The sequence below is a fragment of the Alphaproteobacteria bacterium LSUCC0684 genome (genome assembly GCA_041228335.1).
Classification (GTDB): domain Bacteria; phylum Pseudomonadota; class Alphaproteobacteria; order Puniceispirillales; family UBA1172.
Genome location: CP166130.1, coordinates 2,021,462 through 2,041,366, shown reverse-complemented (window position 1 = coordinate 2,041,366; position 19,905 = coordinate 2,021,462). Strand labels below are relative to the sequence as shown.

The window sequence follows — 19,905 nt, the reverse complement described above, 5'->3', positions numbered from 1 at the left end:
CCTTGATCTTTTGAAGAAGGAGGACTCCCCGATGACCGACCATAACGCCAGTATCGTCCATCACCCGCTGATCCAGCATAAATTGTCCATCATGCGGGATGTGGAAACGCCAACGGCGAAATTCCGCCAGCTTCTGCGGGAGATCAGCCTGCTGCTCGCCTATGAGGTCTGCCGTGATCTGGAAACCGAAGAGGTGGATATCCAGACCCCGCTTGAAGTGGCAAAACTTCCCAAGCTTGAGGGCAAGAAACTGTGTTTCATCTCCATCCTGAGGGCGGGCAACGGGCTTCTCGATGGCATGCTTGATCTCGTTCCCTCGGCGCGTGTCGGTCATGTCGGTCTTTATCGCGACCCGAAGACGCTGGTGCCGGTGGAATATTATCTGAAACTGCCGGAAAGCCTTGATGAACGTGTCTGCGTGGTGGTTGACCCGATGCTGGCCACGGGCAATTCAGCCGCCGCCGGGGTGCAGCGGATCAAGGATGCCGGCGCCAAGCGGATCAAGTTTGTCTGCCTTCTTGCCGCACCGGAAGGGATTGCATCCTTCTCCGCCGAGCATCCCGATGTGCCGATCTACACCGCCGCCATTGACCGTGAGCTCAATGACCATGGGTATATTCTGCCTGGTCTTGGTGATGCGGGCGACCGGATGTACGGCACCAAATAGACGGGATTGGCTGAATGTCCAGGAGGGTTCTGTAATTTATGCCCCGGCCTGTTCCGCCTGGTGGGCCTTGACGAGTTCCGCCATGCTGTTGAAGCAGAAATCATAGTGCGGCATATCGCCGGGGTTCATGGTTGCCCCGAATCCTTCCTTGTCGTGGCGACGGTAAATCCAGCAATTCGCCAGTCCATGCCTGTTTGCCGGTGCGTGATCATGGAACATGCTTTCGGCCGTGTGCAGGATCTCGCGCTTCTCAATCCCCTGGCGGCGAAGCGTCTCAAGCATATATTCAAAATTCCGGTCATCGGGTTTGTAACTGCCGATATCCTCGGCGGTGAAGACGCCATCAAAAGCCACGCCAAGGCGGGCATTGGAGCCGGAAAAACTGGTATTGTCCGTGTTGGTCAGGACAATCAGCTTGAAATGTTGTTTCAGGTAGGCAAGCGCGGCGCGGCTGTCATCGAAGGCGGGCCATTGCCGGACGGAAAGGCCGTAAGCCTGGCACTCTTCCCAGGTTACCTCAACTCCCCATTCCTCGGCCAGCCGGCGATACACGACCCCGAGCAGATCCGAGTATTTTTTCGCCGGCGTCCAGCGCTGCGTTGACGACTCGTGATAGGCGTGGGCTTCCAGAATTTCATCACGGGAGAGCGGGCGGCCGACTTTATCCGTCAGGGGTTTCAGCCCCTCAACCATGCCGCTTTCCCAATCAATCAGGGTTCCGTAGACATCGAAGGTCAGGGCCTTGTAGTCGCTCAGCTTCATGGGTTCTGTTCTCCATCAGGAAGGCGTGGGATGGCAAGGGGTAAGCAGATATCGCCACCACCGGTATCATAGGGTATCGCGGCGGTATTTATCAAATAAATGATGGTCTTATGATGATGCTATGCCCGTATTGCCTGAAATCAGCGCTTCGCGGGAGGGGCATAACTTGATTGGCGCACCCGAGAGGCTGGTTCACTTATTATGCACCACAGGCCAATCAATCTGTAGTAGTTCGGCCATCTTAGGTGTCACAGACCTGCTGTCAATACGAGTAAATGTTTCTCACTTTGTTTCAAAGTGAATAATATTGACTAGAAATCATCAGGCAATGGAAAGGGTGTTTGTTTGATGCCAAATCAAGAAGATTTTGAAAAAAGAATATCAACATTCTGGTCTTTGCTAACTTGCCAACGGATTTTAAATCCTTGTGAAGTCATAAAATCTATAATGGCAAGATTATCATTATCTATTTCTATGAAGACTTCTTTTATTGATTGAGATTGAAGTATATTAATTGCGCCTTTCAATACTTCGTTTTCCGCTCCATCAACATCAATCTTTATATGGGTTGGCGTAACATTATTTGATTTTGCAAAATCATCTAATGCAAGAGACATTACTTCATACTCGTAAGTGACATTCTTTTTATGTAATGACGGTATATGCGTATCAGAGTTAGCCGTGATATTTATTAATTCCCCTGATCTTGCCCCAACTGCGGCAAATATGAACTTAAATCTGTCGTTATTGAGTTTCTTATTTAATGCACAAAAGTGACTTTGATAAAGACTGCAATCAAACCCAAAGACCTTTACATTTTTATTTGTTAAAGATGACGCTAGTGAAGATTCTTGGCCATAACTTGTTCCGATATCAAATAAAATGGAACCATCGTCCAAATTATTCAGCCATTCATATAACACTGGTTCTCTTTTTTGTTTTGATATGTCAATTAAGTCGTCACATACATAATGGTTATTTATCGGAACAAAGAAAGTGGCATTCATATCAAGCAAATGTACCTTCTTTGTCTTTGGCAAATATCTGAATATTTTTGCAAAAAAATAGAAAGTAGAAAGAAGCATCCAAGTTCCTTAATGATAAATAAAAATATGTTATAATTCATTAAATTGGTTTAAAATATACAATTAAATCATAAGGTGCATTTTTGGTTTTATCTATTCTGTTTACAGTTTGTTTACAATTAGAACTCATCCCGAGAAACTTAAACAACACAGACTTTAGATAGTGTTTGTGTTTATAACCCCCAAATCACTCAAGGATGGAAAATCAGAAGGAGCTAGCGGGCCAGTTTGCTCCTTCAGGAACCGTGAAAACATGGTCTCTGCATTGCGGCGGCGTATCTGCCACCATTCATCCTCAAGGTCTTCATTTAACCGCTGTGCGAGGCGTGAAGCCCGAGAGAGTGCTTTGGTTTTCAGCGAACACATGATGCGTTCAGTGTTGAAATGCCCCTGCACATCCTTGGGAATACGCCGGGAGAAATAAAAGGTCCCGCGTTTGGTATAGATATACGGCGGAAAATGGTCTCCCATTTGGTCTACCCTCTGGACAGCAAAACACTAGGAACTGCGTGATTCCAATGGGTTACATCAGGGTTTCATGGGGTAAATGGTGCACCCGAGAGGATTTGAACCTCTGACCTCTGCCTTCGGAGAGCAGAGGATGTAAAGATATTTTGATATTTTTAAGGTGATCAATATTACTATATAATATTAAATACAATAAGTTAAATACATTATGATTTATTTGCTTTGATTGACATGCATAACGATTTGCTTACTATGTGATTACTTTAATGTAAAGGATCTGACCAGGAGAGCAAAAGTTGTCTGGAAGATTAACCAAAATTAAAATTGATCAAGCTGCACCAAAGGAAATGGATTATTTTCTATGGGATGGTGAGTTAAAGGGATTTGGCATAAAAATTTGTAAGGGTGGTCGAAAGGCATATGTATGCCAGTATCGTCTGGCCGGAGGGCGCGCTGGAAAGTCCCGAAGATACACAATAGGTGCTCACGGTTCACCTTGGACAGTTGATCAGGCAAGGGTCAAGGCGAAGCAGATTCTTGGGCAGGTTGCCCAGGGACAAGATCCTTCGGAATTAAAGCAAGAAGCAAAAAAAGAAATTACGGTCTCAGAATTGTGTGATCTATATCTTAAACACGGGATTGGTTCGAAAAAAGATAGCACAATCTCCACTGATAGAGGTCGTATTGAGCGTCATATTAAACCGTTAATAGGCAGGAAAAAGGTCAGTGAGATTAACCGTGCTGAGATTAAGAAATTTCTCAATTCGGTGGCGATGGGAAAGACGGCAGTCGATCAGAAAACTGGATTGAGAGGTCGTGCAATTGTCACAGGTGGGAAAGGAACAGCTTCTCGAACGTTAGGATTACTTGGAGGGATTTTTACTTATGCAATTGACTTGGGAATGCTGACATCTAATCCAGTCCATGGTGTAAAAAAATATCCTGGGAAAAAATCTGAGCGCTTTTTAAGCCATGATGAATTTATTCGTCTTGGTAAAGCGCTTGATGATTGCCAGAAGCGTGGTTTGAATTTAAAGGCGCTGACCATAGTTAAATTACTTATATTCACAGGCGCTAGAAAAGGGGAGATCGAAACACTCAAATGGGAGTCAATAGATTTCAGTGCTGGCTTTCTTCGATTTTTTGACTCAAAAACAGGTCAAAAATCTGTGCCTATGAATTCAAACGCGGTCGATATATTAGCCAAGTTTCCTAGATCAAAATTTTCTCAATTTGTATTTCCTGCCGAGAGTGGAGCAGGTTATTACACTGGAACTCCGAAAGTCTGGAGAATTATTAGAAACAATGCGAAACTTCAAGATGTGCGGTTGCATGATCTTCGACACAGTTTTGCAAGTATCGCTGTTTCTGAAGGTGCTAGTCTTCCTATGATTGGAGCGCTCCTGGGACACTCAAATAGTGAAACAACTCTTCGTTACGCGCATCTGCAGGATGACCCATTAAAAGCGGTAAGTGAAAACATCGCATCAACAATTGGCAAAGCAATTAAAGGGTAAGAACTTGGTCATTTGACGAGATATATTAATTTAGAATTACCAATCATTTTAGGGAGAATTTGTTAGTGTCATCGAATCAAGGTTATCCGCCTGATGTAGATAAATCTCCTAAGATCAGAACTCTAAGAGAATACCTGCGTATACGAAGGGAAGAGCCAGAGAAATATATTGGATTAAATTTTTCGTTTGGACTGGATTGGTTGCTTGCTAATGAAAAAATACTAGAGAGACATGACCTCCAGCTCCAAGATATTGCTAGATCTCTCGATGGTGATAGTGAGGCAGTTTCAAGAATTTGTTTGGACTTGATGGATAGGGTCTTACAACGCAAAGATCTAGAAAAAAGTGGCGCAACACACGTTGTTAGTTCTAAGCAAGGTATTTCAGATGCTTTGGTCAACTATCTGATTTGGATAATGCTTGAATCACTGGTTAAAAATGAAATCCATTCACTTCCAACTGATTTAATTGTTTTGATTGGCTATCAAATCGGAACATTTGAAGGAAACAAATTTGATGCAAACATCGAACACGATGGAAAGCGTTTCGCGATACTGTTTTTGGCAATAGAATGTTTGATGAATAATCAAACACCCACAATGCGAAAACTAGCATCTGAATGTGGTTTGAATGTTTCAACAGTATCGAGAATGTTTCCAGAAAATTCCCTCCAAAGGGAAGCTGAGGAACTGCTCCCAATAGTCAGGCATCTTGGGCAGTTTTCTGCAGACTTAGCGAAAAAAAATCGATGAAGTAGCGATAATGCTCCAAAGACCAAATTGGTGTTGCTGCAAATTTAGAGTGCGCAACAGCAATAGTGATTGATAAAACTTCCATGAAATATCAACTCATTGTTTTTAGTTCATGGAGATATATCGATGCTTCCTCAGCAACCAATAATTCTAAGCACATCTCAGGCCGCTAAGAACCTAGGGCTTTCAAAATCCACTTTGGCAAAAATGCGCTTGTCAGGTAGAGGGCCAAAGTACTGTAAGTTAGGAAGGCGGGTATTTTATTCCCTAGAAGATATTGCAGACTGGATTAACTCAAATCAATTTCTCTCAACATCCGAGTATGAGGGGAGAAATCATTGAAATGAATGATACGATTGTCCAAAACGCAAAGCACCTAACTGCTAAGATTGGAGGGCGATGGCATGGTTCTTATGGAACTGGACCGTGTCCAATATGTCAACCAACAGGCAGAAAAGACCAAAATGCATTAACGCTAAGAAATAGTGCCACTGGCGTTTTACTCCTATACTGTCATAAATCAGAATGCCCCTTTATTGATATTTTAGGATTGTTCAAATTACACTCTCAAGAACCTAAAAGTAATAAAAAGTCCTCAGTTGAAAGACCCGCTCCTGAAGTAGGAAATAATAATACTATTGGTTCCAAATTAGCTTACAAAATTTGGCGAGAATCGATACCTGTTTTAGGTTCGCCTTCCGAGGCATATTTTCATAATCGAAATATACATTGTAATATTCCCACTGTAATACGCTATCACCCCTCAATAAAGCACTCTGAAACAAATCAGAAGCTTCCGGCACTAATTTCTAAAATTGAAGGGTGTCAAACATTTTCAATCCACAGGACATACCTTAACAGAAGTAGTAGCCAAAAAGCTGACATTTTATCACCAAAAATGATGCTTGGTAAATGTGCAGGAGGGGCCGTTAGATTGTTTGGTTCTCCTGGACCTTTGGTGGTTGCAGAAGGAATTGAAACAGCACTAAGTCTTGGCTGTGGTTTATTGAATTTCGCTGGCTCAATATGGGCTGCTTTGTCTTCATCAGGTATGAAAAATCTGAAATTACCGGAAAATGCCGGTCATCTTGTTGTTGCAACCGATGGCGATGATGCGGGGCGAAATGCTGGTTATATTTTGGCGGAAAGAGCATTTCATTCAGGCTGGACAGTTTCTAAATTGCAAGCTCCTGAGACGATTGACTGGAACGATGTTTTGAGACATTTGAGAAGCAAATGACTCATCTGGAACTTGAAAACTTTCATCCAGAGCATCCGATTTCCTTGATCAACGATGATGACAATATCAGAGAATTTCCAACAGATGCATTGGGTCCCCTTAAGAGCATTGTTGAAACCGTGCAGGGTATGACACTTGCTCCCATAGCTATCCCTGGGCAATCCGCACTTGCTATCGCCTCGCTTGCAGTGCAGGGCTTTAGTAATGTGAGCACACTGGGGGGCGTTCGGCCTCTGTCTTTGTACAATCTAACAATAGCACGGTCGGGTGAGCGAAAGTCGGCTTGTGACTCGATTTTGCTTGCGCCCTTAAGGAGGTTTGAGATTGATCAATCAAGGCAACGTGAAAAGGATATGTCAAAATGGAAAGTTAAACATGCTCTGTGGGAGTCAGAACTAAAACAAATTCAAAAGGAAACAGCCAACAATTTTGATATTCAAAAGGATGAAATTCCGATTGGCCATTTAGATAGAATAAAAAATGAGCCAAAAATGCCGCCAATTACGGATCGTATAGTCTCTGAACCTACATTCGAAGGTTTAACCAAATTGTTTGCGATGGGCCAGCCGTCACTCGGAATGTTTTCAGATGAAGGGGGACAATTTTTAGGTGGTTTTGCAATGCAAGTAGAAAACAAGCAAAAAACAATGGCCGCCTTGAATGACCTTTGGCAAGGTAACCCAATAAGGAGAACTAGGCAGGGTGATACACTAGGAACTTATTATAACAAGCGATTAGCCATTCATCTCATGATTCAACCGGATGTGGCGCATAAATTGATATCTGACAAATTTGCAAATGGGATTGGGTTTTTGTCGCGGTTTCTTGTGTGTGATCCGCCAAGCACAATCGGAACAAGACTCCAGGCAAATGTTCGATTTAATGAGCCTGAATTAGAGTCATATTCAGACCATCTCCTAAATATTCTTGATCGTGACTTGCCTCAGAAAAACTGTTCCGACATTGGTCTGATGAAGACTTTAAAAATGTCTGAAGCATCTAGAAAACTTCTAGTTAATTTTGCAGATAGTGTTGAGAAAGATCAATGCTGTGGGGGTAAATTTGAGGAAGTTATTCCCACAGCTTCAAAGGCAACAGAGCAAGCCAGCCGCATTGCTGGTGTTCTAACTCTATGGGCTGATTTGAATGCTATTGAAATTGAAGCCCAAATAATGAGCAATGCTATAGAACTTGCAAAATACTATCTTAGCGAAGCTTTGCGACTGACTGGTCAATCAAAACTGTCTGATGACAAATTCAATGCAGAAAAACTTAGGATTTGGCTTTTGCAAAACTGGAAATATCCTGAAATTACACTCAGGGAAGTTCTTCAATATGGACCAAATAATCATAGAGATAAAAAAAGAGCTAAAGCATCAATTCAATTGCTGGAAGAAAATGGTTGGTTAATCAGTTTTCCTGCTGGAACTGTAATCCGTGGCACTCAAAGAAAGGAGGCATGGCAAATTGTGGGATTTGAGATACAGGAGTAAGGCATTAACCATCTAATCAAATGAAAATAACAAATAGCGATATGCTACGGTTGCTACATCGCTTCAAAACTCATTTGTGTAGCAACAATAGCAAAAGTAGCGGTGCAGTTAGTAAGTATCAGCGCTGTTGCTTGGCCTGGTACCCTAAGTCGTCAACTCCGCTGAATTTGTCGCATAATTTCCAATCAAGTTGGAAAACTTTTCAATAAATTTAGATAAAAAAGGAGAATAAGTTTGGGTGGAAAGGGGTCAGGCAGGTTCTGTAGTTTCGAAACTAAGAAGATAGAAAATTATATATTTCTTGATGTTGGTCTACTGAACAAGAACGGATGTCTTCATTCAGGTTGGAATGGATGCTGGTCCTGGAAGGATGAGAGTGGGAAGAGTTGTTCAATTTCTATGAATAGGAATAACATTGGAGTGAAGTTGAATTACTGTTTAAAAGTTGGAGAGGGTGATTGGGAAAAAGTTGAACAAGATATATCCGTAATTCACACCCCATGCTGCTTTGGTGGGAGTAGACCCTATTTCATTTGCCCAGGTCAGTTCCATCCAAAACATCGTTCCCGAAAGGCTTTAAAACTTTACATTATCGATAGATATTTCCTTTGTAGACACTGTCATGAATTAAAATACTCAAGTCAATTTGAGTCCAAATGGGAAAGACAGCTGAGAAAAGCTAACAAGTACAGATTGAAGGTTGGTGGAGAGAATGGCTTAGGATCTGATTTTCCAGATAGACCTAAGGGTATGTGGTCAAAAACTTACAGTGGGATTTCTGACAAATATAATCATGCTGAAATGATGGTCTATCTTGAGTTCCTTTCAAAGTAGAGGATAAATAATTGTTTGTAGAAAAGATTTAATTTAACCATATGAACTTATCCATCCTTCCCCTGAAAAGTCACTCTACCTCAAATTATAACGCAATCTATGAAATGACAGATTGAAAATGTAAATAAAATTTATCGATTTAAATTCCCGTTGTTTCTGACTATGAGAAATCTATTTTCATTTCATGATTAGTGTCTTAGTTGAGATCAGAGATGAAAATTTTTGCCTGGAAAAGCAAACGATCGATATTGAGGAATAAACAATCAGTATATGTTGTGTTGAAACCTAAGTTATCAGCACCAGGGGGCAAGATATTTCTTTGGCTTGAAAGAAGAAACAACATGCCAGTTTGGCAAACTATTTTCGCTAAAAAATCGTCCTACGATAAATCGTAGAAAATTAACGCATCATCCTTAGGTATCCTCGCAAAGATGAACCGATAGCGAACCCGATTCCAACTTCTATGATGGAGAGGGGTACATAACGCCAGTCCACTAAAATGTCTCGTGCAATTAAAATCAAGACAAGTATGAATGCGGAAATAGTCAACATAAGGCTCATGTTACTGAATTTGAACTCATGCCGGTCAATTTGGGGGATCAATGAAATAAAAAGCCCTAAAGTTACATACAATAAGATGTAACCCAAATATAATTCAGGTAGCTGTGGATTTATTAGGCAAAACCAACATTCACTTTGATCTTTCATAAATTACCCTCCTAAGATTTTTCCCTGAGATGATAAATGCAGTCATCTCAGCATGGCTTGTTTTGAGCAATCCAAAATCAACAAATTATACCATCAGAAAATGTCGGTTACATTTATCCGTCCATTCTATCGTTTTTCGAAACTGCCATCAGATCTAAACTTCACTATATATGTTAGTTTTGAGGCATGCATATTGCATGATTGATGCATGGAAAAGGGTCGTGTTAGATGGCCACTAAAGGCATTGGACTATAAGAGTAGACAAACTCAATTTCTTAAGCTTTTTAATGACGATATAAAGCTTGAACTCCTTTTCATTATCCAAAAACATGAAAAAGAATTTCATTGGAACATTTCTAAATACCTGTATTCATTGCGAACCTCGCCACAATCAGACAGCCGTATGAATTTGTTTGTCAGAGAACTATTAGAAATTGGCGCATTAGAGTCTTGTTCGGAATTTAAGGCCACTAGCAAGCATTTGCTTTTAAGTAGCGTCTTAAGATCTGAGTTAAGAAAGTTTCTTCTCATATGGGCTGGAAAGTATCTCGAAACAGTTTCAGATGAGGAAGCTGCAGCCTTACTGTTCGCATTCAAGGTTGGTGTAGATGATCGATAAAAACCAGGTTCGCGCCCAAGTTTTATGGTTTGACCGAAATAAGGGTTATGGGTTTTGTAAATGTTCCAAAATAGAGAGAGACATCTTTTTTCATAGATCAGCCCTGACAGAAGCAGGTCTGTACAATGTTAATAAAAATGATGTTCTTCTAGGGACGCTAGTTTCTGAAAAAATGGGACACTTTAAATTGTGCCAAATAACCTATTGGGAAAAAGCACCTGAAATTTCTGAAATACAATATTTAGAAAGTTTCCCAACTGCAGTTTGGGATTTCTTTAGAATTAAATGTTACCTTATCCGCCGTGGATATGGGTTCCTACACCCTAAAGATAGCATTAATGAAGATGTATTTTTTCATTTTGATTCTGTCAGGGGGCTTGGTTCTGAGGATTTAAGGCCGGAGAATAAAGTTTCAGTTTTTTATGTCCCGTCTGACCATCCAAAAGTTTTAATTGTCACCAAGGTGGCAGAAGCAGTTAGGAAAATGTAGAACATTTTTTGTATGCGTGATTAATCATAAGCGGTCTTTAAAATAACAGAATTCGCATAATTTCTGTGAAAAAATATTCGTCCATTTAAGATCAGATGGCGGGTTTTATTGAAATTGTTCCCCCTCATAATTTGAAATGCTTGGGGTCATGCAATTAAGCGTGCGTTGTTAAACCTTGTTAAAAGACCGCTATAATTTGTTGATATAATTTCACATGGAAAAGTCTGTTCGATTTCCGGCATGGTGATGGTTGGTTAATTAAAAAAAAAGAATTTGAGTGCCTTGATAGAGTCAAAAATAGAATAACCCATTTTGGTAAATTAACGATCAAGAGGGCATTTGAAGCGCAGTATTTCTCTTTTTATTTAATAGAGGGAGAGTGCAAATGAGAAGGTATTCGTTAGGAGCGAGAGTTTTCCCTTCCATTATTTTTCTGGGTTTGGTTGCTCTTTTGTACTTGCTGACAATCATGATTATGTCCAGTTATGCGCATGCATCTGAAGATATAACGGCAATAACAAAAAGAGAATTTATAGCCAATCATCCACAGGTAGTGGAGAGATGGGAGTTAGGTGTGCTTCACTGGAAATGTGCGGCAAATTCAGCGCATGACTCAGATGCTGCAATTTTTCACAGTGATGCGGGCTATTCTATAATTAAAGAGGTGATCAAAGAGACAAATTTCCTACAGGCATTTTTTCCCGAACATCAGCTAAGAAAATGGATGCCCTATCACGATAAAGAATTTTTTTTGGGCATCTTATATGCCGATGCTGAAGCAGAGGCGTTAAGAGAGGCTCAACACAAAAGGATCAGTCTCCAAGATGCCTATAAAGAAAATAACTGTAAGTTTCTAATCTCCAAGCAGGCTGCAGTTCAATGATAATCGAGATGGGTGTGATTCTATGGTTGATCTTTGTGTTTATCGTGGTCGTTACGATATCCAGAAAGATGGTTCGTTGGTCTGATTACGAAAAATGGAAGTGGGCGCGTAAATATGCAAACAACAGAAGAAAATAAATCGGTCGGATACGGCCTCTTTCTAGCATTTATAGGCGTGGCAGTGTTTTCACTAACTCTGCCATTGACGAGTGCGCTAACCGATAATCTCTCATATTATGATATTGGAATCGGACGCAGTCTGATAGCGGCTGCCGGTGCCCTGATCGCGTTCGCGTTGTTTGGTGTTGGCGATAAACTTCCAAAGGGTAATCAGTGGTTTAAGTTATTGATCACATCCATAGGTATATCCTACGGGTTTCCTATATTGACTGCGGTTGGTATGCAATCGGTTCCATCTAGTCATGGTGCTATTATTCTGGGTGGATTAACGCTCGTAACCGCTCTGTTTGGTGCTTTTCTTGATAAAAAAAGACTATCTTCTGCGTTTCTATCTGTTGCCATATTGGGCTTCGGCGTAATCGTTATCTTTGCCCTTGTAACCAATAAGGGCACAGATCTGTCTTTTTACCATGGTGATATTGCTCTCGTAGCCGCGGTGATATTGGCCGGGCTGGGCTATGCCCAAGGCGGTATACTTGCGCGAGATCTGGGCGGCTGGCGTGTCATATGCTGGACACTGATTATCAGTTTGCCCGTTCTAATCTCTTTGGGCTTATTTCTAGTGGATATAGACAATGTTCTGCGGCTTGATAGTCATTCATGGGTACAGTTTCTTGTTCTCGGACTATTCAATTCACTGATAGGGTTTTTCTTCTGGTTCAGGGGGCTGGCTCTTGCCGGTGTTAGCGCCGCAAGCCAGGTGCAACTATTACAACCATTCTTAACCTATTATGTCGCTGTTATTTTCCTTGGAGAGCAACAAGATGTGGTTGTCTTGGGCTTTGCCCTGTTAATCGTGGGCATAATTGCATTGGCTCAAAAGATCCTTAGAAGTGAACGAGGGGGTTGATATGAATAATATGGCAAATAATGACTATACTAGTCGATATTCCAAATACGGGTACGGGATTGATGTTCGCCAAACCTATACACATTGACCGGCTCAGTGGTTTTGGACATGGTTAACCGGTAAAGATCACCGTGATTTAGAGCCTCGCAAACCCAAAGAAACGCTTTTATCTCCGTTGCAGCTTTGTTTGCAAATTCTTTATTCATGGTCAATGATCGCTATTTTTATCTATTTAGGCTATTGGTCGCTCTCACAAGAGCCGCTTGTGATGGTTCCTTGCCTGTTATTATCGTGGATAATGGTGACAAATCGCACCAGGGGATTGCTTCACACATTCCATTATACTTCTCATGGTGCCGCGATTGCCAATAAGCCCCTTGCTCAATTCCTGGCAAAGTGGTTCATGTCCATCCCCATACTTCATTTGTCGTGGGATAACTATGTCCAGATTCACGCACGAGATCATCATGGTCTAAACACGCTTTGCACGGACGATGATCCAGATGAGAATTTCGTTACAGATCACGGTTTCTATCCCGGTATGCCGGAATGGAGATATTGGGCTACTCTTATTCTAGCCCCATTCCACCCAAAGAACATTTGGGCTCATATCTGGTTTAGAGTGAGGCAGAATTTCTATGATGCAAATATAGACGAGATTTTCTCAAGGGTTTGCTTTTGGGGTTTAGCCTTATCGGCCGTTTCAATTCTAGAAATTTGGAAAGAGTTCGCGATTCTCTATTTGATTCCCTTGTTCTTGGTAACCCAATACAGTTCCTGGCTTCAGCATACTACTGAGCATCTATGGTTTGCAAAGAAGCCAGATGGCGTAAGTCCCCTAGTCTACTACGGATCTCTCACTTGGGGTAGATTTCAGGGGCGGCCATTCCCTCACGGGAAATCAGTATTTCATAAACTGGTGTGGTGGCTATCAATATTTCTAATCGATGTTCCCATCAAAGTGTTTAGTTTCATGCAAGATCTTCCATCTCACGATTTCCACCACAGATCGCCGCTTGTGAATTTCTGGTCTATAGCAAGAGAGCGCAGAGCGAACGAGGGTAAGAAATCTCGCTTTGGTCCCATGGCTGAAACATGGGGATTGATAGAGAGTTGGAAAGTTATTCGCGACCATGTTTGTTACTGGGAAAGTGATCCGTTCGGGCTTTGGGAGTGGTCAATTCAAAAAAACAAGTCCGGAGAGTTAGTACAATGACTAAAATACAAGATTATAAGAAAACAGGTATAGCCATCTTTAAGGCTGGCGAAATCTTCACTAAAGATGAGGTTGATATGTTGAGTGTTCACGCCTCAACTCTGCCAGAAGAGCACGTCATCGTTGGTGATGCCGGCGAACCAAATGATGTTTATGTCGGCCGGGTGAAAATTGATCGCGCTGGCGAGTGGTCACGAATTGTTCCCGGTGCCGCCCCAATGGCAATTATAGAGATACTTCTTACCAAACACCATATCTTCACCGATTTGTTTGGTTACGATATGCACCTGCGTAGATGCCAGGTTAATAGATTAGGCGAGGGTGCCTTTATCGGCCGCCATCTCGATGCCGTTTCTAACCCCACATATCATGCAGCCGTTGTGATTCAACTATCCAAAGATTATGACGGTGGTGAATTCGCTATTTATCCTGAAGGAGCAAAAAAGCCAATAGTCAAAAAAACGGGCTATGGTGATGTTGTCGTGACTCGATGTGATGTTGAGCACGAAGTCTTCAGGGTAAAGGGTGGTCAGCGTATCTCCTTAGTATATTTCTATTCTGAGTTTGGTGGGGTTAATCCCCGCGCTGATCTTGTTGAATCCAAACTAGCCGTAGGAGGGTAAAATGATTCCAATGATTCCATAATATAAACCTCCCCAACGGATACCAGCCGCACCCAACTGTGGCTGGTATCTTTAACCACCAGACACCACACTATAGGAAATAGAATCGTCCCTGATTGGTTCAGGATATCGAATTGATCTCGTTTTATCAGTGAAAGACAATTCTGTTACAGACTTTAAATGTGCAACTGAAGGCTCTTCATCATGATGGCAACTTCAACAGTAGACATGCTTCGATTGTGCTAGGGTTTGATTTGCGTGATTACTATGTGATTATTTATGAAATAACGCCTTTGTGGAACCCCGCATAACGCATTGAAAAGATTGGCGCACCCGAGAGGATTCGAACCTCTGACCTCTGCCTTCGGAGGGCAGCGCTCTATCCAGCTGAGCTACGGGTGCTGAAGGTGAGCGACCTTGCCCATCCTTTTACACAGATGAGGCGCCGATGCCAAGGCTTATCCTTCTCGCCTGCCGAGAGCTTGTCCCTTCCTGCTCACACAGGGCTTATCCTCCCACCTTCCCGGAGCTCATGCTTCCCGCCCACCCGGGGCTTATCCTTCCCGCCTGCCGAGAGCTTGTCCCGCCGGGGTAGCCGGAGGATAGGTTGCAGGTATCGATTTATCCTTCCTTGGCCGGGGAGGTCAGGGCGAGAAAGACATCCTCGAGATCAGGCTCTTCGATGGAAATATCGGCGATCCTGAGACCGGCTGAACTGATCCGGCCGAGGATATCCTCTGCCTTCAGATCTTCGGGGGAAAAATTGATCCGCAACTCGCCTTCGCCAAGGGTGACGTTCAATCCGGCCAGCGTTTCAGGCACGGCGCGCGGCATTCGTTCAAGCCGCACCACCATGTCCTTGCTGCCGGCACCCGCCAGCAATCTTGACGTCGTGTCTTCGCGGATAAGCCGGCCATGGTTTATGATGGCAATACGGTCACAGAGAGCTTCGGCTTCTTCGAGGTAATGGGTGGTCAGAATGATGGTCACGCCCTTGCGGTTGAGCGTGCGGATCATCTCCCACAGGCGCATGCGCAGGGCAACATCGACCCCGGCGGTGGGTTCGTCCAGCACCAGCACCGGCGGCTGATGCACCATGGCCTTGCCCACCAGAAGGCGCCTGCGCATGCCGCCGGAAAGCGTGCGGGCATAGGCATTGGCCTGTTCCGTCAGCCCGATATCTTCAAGGATTGCATCGGTCTGTCTTTCATGGCTGGGCACGCCGAACATGCCGGCCATCATCTCAAGCGTTTCCCGCGGGGTGAAGAATGCGTCGTTGTTGAGCTCCTGCGGCACCACGCCGATACTGGCCCGGGCCTGGCGCGGATCCGCGTCAATATCCACCCCCCAGACACGGGCGGTGCCGGATGTCTTGACGACGGTTCCGGCGAGAATGTTGATCAGGGTGGATTTGCCGGCGCCGTTGGGGCCGAGAAGACCAAAGATCGACCCGCAGGGAATATTGAGGGACATGTCGGTGAGCGCATGTTTCGGCGGCCGCCCGTTGTGGCTGCGATAGATTTTGCTGACCCTGTCAATGACAACTGCGTTGCCATCCGCGGGTGATGTGCTGAATTCCGGTGTCATGAAAACACGTGGTCCAATGGGCTGATGGTATTCTTAAACCGTATATAGACCCTGCAGGCATGACTTGCAAATCCGGCGCGTATTGGGGATGATGGGAGGAACCCATCACCCCTTGAGCGAGAGTCCCATGGCTGCTGAAATTCCTTCCCAGATTGTTGATGAAACCGGTATTTCCGGTGACATCGTGCGCGTTACTACAAAACGTGTCGCCTGCAATGGCGGTGGCGGCGCGCTCGGGCATCCGCAGGTCTGGCTTAATCTCGGCGAAGACGGGGCCATCATGTGCCCGTATTGTTCGCGTGAATTTGTCATCGAAGGAGCAGCGGCAGATGGCGGCCATGGCGGAAAAGGCTGATGCCATCAACGCAGCTCATCCTGGTTGACGGCTCGGCCTATATTTTCAGGGCTTTTCACGCCCTGCCGCCCATGAACAGAAAAGACGGAACGCCGGTAAATGCGGTGTTCGGCTTTACCTCCATGGTGCTCAAGCTGATGGAGGATATGGCGCCGGATTTTGCCATTGTCGTGCTGGATCAGGCCCGGGAGACCTTCCGCAATACGATCTATCCCGATTACAAGGCCAACCGGTCCGAGCCGCCCGAAGATCTCATCCCGCAGTTCCCGCTCATCCGTGAAGCCACGAAAGCGCTCAACCTGGCCATGGCCGAAATGCCCGGCTATGAGGCCGATGACCTGATCGCCACCTACACGAAACAGGGGCTTGCCGAAGGCATGGAGGTGGTCATCGTCTCATCGGACAAGGACCTGATGCAGCTGGTCCGGCCCGGCGTCACCATGCTTGACCCGATGAAGCAGAAACGCATCGGCCCGGATGAAGTGGTGGAGCGTTTCGGCGTTGGCCCGGAAAGAGTGGTGGATGTGCAGGCGCTTGCCGGTGATGCCACCGACAATGTCCCCGGTGTTCCGGGGATCGGGGTCAAGACGGCGGCAGAGCTGATCAACACTTTCGGTGATCTTGATGCCCTGCTGGACCGGGCTGGCGAGATAAAGCAGCCCAAGCGACGCGAAAGCCTGATCAATTTTGCCGATCAGGCGCGGCTTTCCCGCCAGCTTGTTCTGCTCGAGGAAAATGCGCCAACGCCGCTGTCTCTCGAGGAGGCAAGGCGGGTGCCGCCGGAGATGGATACGCTCACCACTTTCCTTGAGGCGCAGAATTTTCAGCGTCTTCTGGCCCGCCTCGGGGTTGAAGCAAAACCCGCCACGGCCACATCCGGTCTTCAGCAGGGAGAGGCAAGCCCTGTCAAGGCGCTGCAACCTGAAACAACGTCCTATGAAATGGTGACGAAAATCGAGCAGCTCAAGGCCTGGGTGGCGACGGCGTTCGAGGCAGGCGTGGTGGCGATTGATACCGAGACAACCTCGCTTACGGCATCGCAGGCGATGCTGGTGGGGATATCGATGGCAACCGCACCGGGCAGGGCCTGTTACATTCCGCTCCGCCATGGCAAGGGAAGCGATGATCAGGGCGGCCTTGATTTTGGGGCCGAGGCAGCGAACATGCCGGATCAGCTCCCGCTGGCCGAAGTGGTAACGCATCTGGCCCCGCTTCTGGCGTCACCCGATGTGCTCAAGGTCGGGCATAATCTCAAATACGATGGCCATGTGCTCGGCCGGGCCATCAATGGCAAGTTCCGGATTGCGCCGGTGGATGACACGATGTGCCTTTCCTATGTGCTGGATGCGGGGCGGCAGTCTTCGCACAAACTCGATGACCTGGCGGAAATCCATCTTGGCCACAGCATGATCAAATATGAGGATGTCTGCGGCAAGGGTGCAAAAAAGATCACGTTTGACGAGGTCAGCCCTGAGGATGCGATGAACTACGCCGCCGAGGATGCCGATATCACGCTCCGGCTGTGGCAGATCCTGAAGCCACGGCTAGCGCAGGAAGGAAAAACATCGGTTTATGAACGTCTTGAACGCCCGCTCATCCCGGTGCTGGTCCAGATGGAAAGCGAGGGCATCCGGGTAGACCGGCAGGCATTGGCCAGCATGAGCCAGCATTTCGCGGCCCGGATCGCGGAACTTGAGCAACGGATACACGCCCTGGCAGGTGAGACGTTCAATATCGGATCACCCAAGCAGCTCGGGGAAATCCTTTTCGGTAAAATGGGGCTCGAAGGCGGCAAGAAATCAAAGACCGGCGCATGGTCTACCGGCGCGGATGTTCTGGACGACCTTGCCGCGAGCGGTGTTGACATTGCAAGAGAAGTGCTGGAATGGCGCCAGCTTTCCAAGCTCAAATCCACCTATGCCGATGCGCTGGTGACGTCCATCAACCCGGAAACCCGCCGTGTCCACACGTCGTTTTCCATGGTCGGGGCGTCGACGGGGCGGCTGTCTTCGAGTGATCCCAATCTTCAGAATATCCCGATCCGCACCCCCGAAGGCCGGCAGATCAGAACAGCTTTCGTGCCCGAAGACGGCGCGGTGCTGATATCGGCGGATTACTCGCAGATCGAGCTTCGGCTGGTGGCTCATATTGCCGGGGAAGCCAGCATGATCGATGCCTTCAGGGCCGGGGTTGATATTCATGCCCAGACGGCCTCCGAAGTCTTCGGGGTACCGCTCGATGACATGACGTCGGAAACACGAAGGCGGGCCAAAGCCATCAATTTCGGCATTATCTACGGGATTTCCGGCTTTGGTCTTGCCCGCCAGCTCGGTATTCCGCAAGGCGAAGCCAGATCCTATATCGATGCCTATTTTGACCGGTTCCCCGGCATCAAGCAGTATATGCAGGACATGAAGCTCAAAGCCCGTGAAGACGGATATGTGGAAACACTCTTCGGTCGGCGGCTCTATATTCAGGGAATCACTGCCTCCAATCCGGCGCAACGCGGCTTTGCCGAGCGTCAGGCGATCAATGCCCCGATCCAGGGAACGGCGGCGGATATCATCAAACTGGCGATGGTCATGATGCCGCCCGTACTCAAGGAAGCAGGATCACCGGCACGGATGCTGCTGCAGGTGCATGACGAGTTGATCTTCGAATGCCCGGAAGCAGAGGCCGAAGACGCCATGGCGCTGATCCGGCAGGTGATGGAAAATGCCGCCAGCCCCAGACTGGAGCTGGATGTTCCACTTGTTGCCGATGCCAGTTTCGGCAAATCCTGGGACGAAGCGCATTGATGTTCGGCTGAGGCTGATCAGGAATTTCGGGCCGCTTTGGCAAGAGCGGCAAGGTTGCGGCGGGCATCGCCCGGGCTCATCATCCGCTCGTCTGTCTGAAGGCGAAGATACCGGCTGCCGTCATGCAGATCAATTCCGTCGGTGTCGATCCCGATCATCCGCCAGTTTTCTCCCTGATGTCCATGGGCTTTCGCGTAGGCAAATATGGCGTCGGCGTGATCGGTGTTCATGTGCTCGATAATCTCATCGGCTGCCTCGTCAAGCCGGGGGGCGGAGGCCAGCACATCCCTGGCATCGATCCAGTGGATCATGCCAAATCCGCCGATAAGATGCAGGCGGGCAGGCGTAACCAGATAGAGGTTGAAATCGGCAAAACCGGCATAGATCGCGGCTTCCGGATGGCGGGCGATGAAGCGTTTTGTGGCCGCCTCATTCTCAAGCCTGCTGATATGTCCTTGCAGGGTCAGGCGCATGCCGGCCATGGTCTCGCTGCCGTCGTCCATGCCATCGATCATGAGCGAGCAAGCCCGGTTGGCAGCGATATTCCGGGTGTGTTCGGCAAGATCGGAAAGAAGCATCACCGGGCTGCCATCAGCCAATGGCGCAAACAGAACCAGGCTCGCATAGGGTGAGCCGTCGTTGCGGTCAAGGGTGGCCAGACAGGCTTTGCCGGATCGCCGGATCAGATGTCGAGCGTGAAGTGAGGGAGGGATTTCCTGCATGGGTTTTCCTGCTCTGTGAATACGGCAACAGGTGCCATCGCCTTGCCATGTTCTTGC

At 46.3% G+C, this 19,905-nt stretch carries 20 protein-coding genes and 1 tRNA gene; 15 read left to right on the top strand and 6 right to left on the bottom strand.

Annotated features, from left to right (window positions below):
• Positions 1 to 31: 31 nt before the first annotated feature.
• Complete coding sequence (gene upp, locus AB8880_09790; GenBank protein ID XDZ65211.1) at positions 32 to 667, top strand: uracil phosphoribosyltransferase; 636 nt, start codon at positions 32 to 34, stop codon at positions 665 to 667.
• Positions 668 to 703: 36 nt separating this feature from the next.
• Here upp and AB8880_09785 read toward each other — a convergent pair whose 3' ends face one another.
• The 3 genes from AB8880_09785 to AB8880_09775 form a co-directional block, all read right to left on the bottom strand.
• Positions 704 to 1,429: a haloacid dehalogenase type II gene (locus tag AB8880_09785; GenBank protein ID XDZ65210.1), complete on the bottom strand. Its 726-nt coding sequence runs from the start codon at positions 1,427 to 1,429 to the stop codon at positions 704 to 706.
• A 356-nt stretch (positions 1,430 to 1,785) separates the two neighbouring features.
• Positions 1,786 to 2,514 carry an FkbM family methyltransferase gene (locus tag AB8880_09780; GenBank protein ID XDZ65209.1) on the bottom strand — a complete coding sequence of 243 codons (729 nt, stop codon included), beginning with the start codon at positions 2,512 to 2,514 and terminating at the stop codon, positions 1,786 to 1,788.
• Positions 2,515 to 2,670: 156 nt separating this feature from the next.
• Positions 2,671 to 2,985: a DUF6538 domain-containing protein gene (locus tag AB8880_09775; protein XDZ65208.1), complete on the bottom strand. Its 315-nt coding sequence runs from the start codon at positions 2,983 to 2,985 to the stop codon at positions 2,671 to 2,673.
• A gap of 293 nt (positions 2,986 to 3,278) precedes the next feature.
• Between AB8880_09775 and AB8880_09770 the strand changes: the two genes are divergently transcribed.
• From AB8880_09770 to AB8880_09715, 12 genes are all read left to right on the top strand, one after another.
• Positions 3,279 to 4,499, top strand: a complete 1,221-nt coding sequence (locus tag AB8880_09770) for a tyrosine-type recombinase/integrase (protein XDZ65207.1) — start codon at positions 3,279 to 3,281, stop codon at positions 4,497 to 4,499.
• Positions 4,500 to 4,564: 65 nt separating this feature from the next.
• Positions 4,565 to 5,251 (top strand): hypothetical protein, encoded by a 687-nt coding sequence (locus AB8880_09765; GenBank protein XDZ65206.1) that lies wholly within the window; start codon positions 4,565 to 4,567, stop codon positions 5,249 to 5,251.
• 126 nt (positions 5,252 to 5,377) lie between these two features.
• Positions 5,378 to 5,593, top strand: coding sequence for a helix-turn-helix transcriptional regulator (locus tag AB8880_09760; GenBank protein ID XDZ65205.1), 216 nt, complete (start codon positions 5,378 to 5,380; stop codon positions 5,591 to 5,593).
• Between the two features lies 1 nt (position 5,594).
• Entirely contained in the window at positions 5,595 to 6,491 is an 897-nt protein-coding gene (locus tag AB8880_09755) for a toprim domain-containing protein (GenBank protein ID XDZ65204.1), read from the top strand.
• Entirely contained in the window at positions 6,488 to 7,984 is a 1,497-nt protein-coding gene (locus tag AB8880_09750) for a YfjI family protein (GenBank protein XDZ65203.1), read from the top strand. Before AB8880_09755 ends, AB8880_09750 begins: the two co-directional genes overlap by 4 nt.
• A gap of 234 nt (positions 7,985 to 8,218) precedes the next feature.
• Entirely contained in the window at positions 8,219 to 8,818 is a 600-nt protein-coding gene (locus AB8880_09745) for a hypothetical protein (protein ID XDZ65202.1), read from the top strand.
• Between the two features lie 916 nt (positions 8,819 to 9,734).
• Positions 9,735 to 10,145: a hypothetical protein gene (locus AB8880_09740; protein ID XDZ65201.1), complete on the top strand. Its 411-nt coding sequence runs from the start codon at positions 9,735 to 9,737 to the stop codon at positions 10,143 to 10,145.
• A complete protein-coding gene (locus AB8880_09735) occupies positions 10,135 to 10,635 on the top strand; it encodes a cold shock domain-containing protein (protein XDZ65200.1) in 501 nt (166 codons plus the stop codon). Before AB8880_09740 ends, AB8880_09735 begins: the two co-directional genes overlap by 11 nt.
• A gap of 385 nt (positions 10,636 to 11,020) precedes the next feature.
• Complete coding sequence (locus AB8880_09730; protein ID XDZ65199.1) at positions 11,021 to 11,518, top strand: hypothetical protein; 498 nt, start codon at positions 11,021 to 11,023, stop codon at positions 11,516 to 11,518.
• Between the two features lie 114 nt (positions 11,519 to 11,632).
• A complete protein-coding gene (locus tag AB8880_09725; GenBank protein XDZ65198.1) occupies positions 11,633 to 12,547 on the top strand; it encodes a DMT family transporter in 915 nt (304 codons plus the stop codon).
• A gap of 187 nt (positions 12,548 to 12,734) precedes the next feature.
• Positions 12,735 to 13,763 (top strand): hypothetical protein, encoded by a 1,029-nt coding sequence (locus tag AB8880_09720; GenBank protein XDZ65197.1) that lies wholly within the window; start codon positions 12,735 to 12,737, stop codon positions 13,761 to 13,763.
• The gene (locus AB8880_09715) at positions 13,760 to 14,386 is read left to right on the top strand and encodes a 2OG-Fe(II) oxygenase (protein ID XDZ65196.1); all 627 of its coding nucleotides are present in this window, start codon (positions 13,760 to 13,762) and stop codon (positions 14,384 to 14,386) included. Before AB8880_09720 ends, AB8880_09715 begins: the two co-directional genes overlap by 4 nt.
• Positions 14,387 to 14,711: 325 nt before the next feature.
• On the opposite strand, the gene AB8880_09710 is transcribed toward AB8880_09715, so the two are convergent.
• Together AB8880_09710 and AB8880_09705 are read right to left on the bottom strand one after the other, a co-directional pair.
• A tRNA-Arg gene (locus AB8880_09710) sits at positions 14,712 to 14,788 on the bottom strand.
• A gap of 219 nt (positions 14,789 to 15,007) precedes the next feature.
• On the bottom strand, positions 15,008 to 15,973 hold the full coding sequence (locus tag AB8880_09705; GenBank protein ID XDZ65195.1) for an ABC transporter ATP-binding protein: 966 nt from the start codon (positions 15,971 to 15,973) through the stop codon (positions 15,008 to 15,010).
• A 127-nt stretch (positions 15,974 to 16,100) separates the two neighbouring features.
• On the opposite strand from AB8880_09705, the gene AB8880_09700 reads away from it, so the two are divergent.
• Positions 16,101 to 16,328 (top strand): zinc-finger domain-containing protein, encoded by a 228-nt coding sequence (locus AB8880_09700; protein XDZ65194.1) that lies wholly within the window; start codon positions 16,101 to 16,103, stop codon positions 16,326 to 16,328.
• Positions 16,328 to 19,126, top strand: a complete 2,799-nt coding sequence (gene polA, locus AB8880_09695) for a DNA polymerase I (GenBank protein XDZ65193.1) — start codon at positions 16,328 to 16,330, stop codon at positions 19,124 to 19,126. Before AB8880_09700 ends, polA begins: the two co-directional genes overlap by 1 nt.
• Positions 19,127 to 19,143: 17 nt before the next feature.
• On the opposite strand, the gene AB8880_09690 is transcribed toward polA, so the two are convergent.
• Complete coding sequence (locus tag AB8880_09690) at positions 19,144 to 19,848, bottom strand: HugZ family protein (protein ID XDZ65192.1); 705 nt, start codon at positions 19,846 to 19,848, stop codon at positions 19,144 to 19,146.
• Positions 19,849 to 19,905 lie beyond the last annotated feature (57 nt).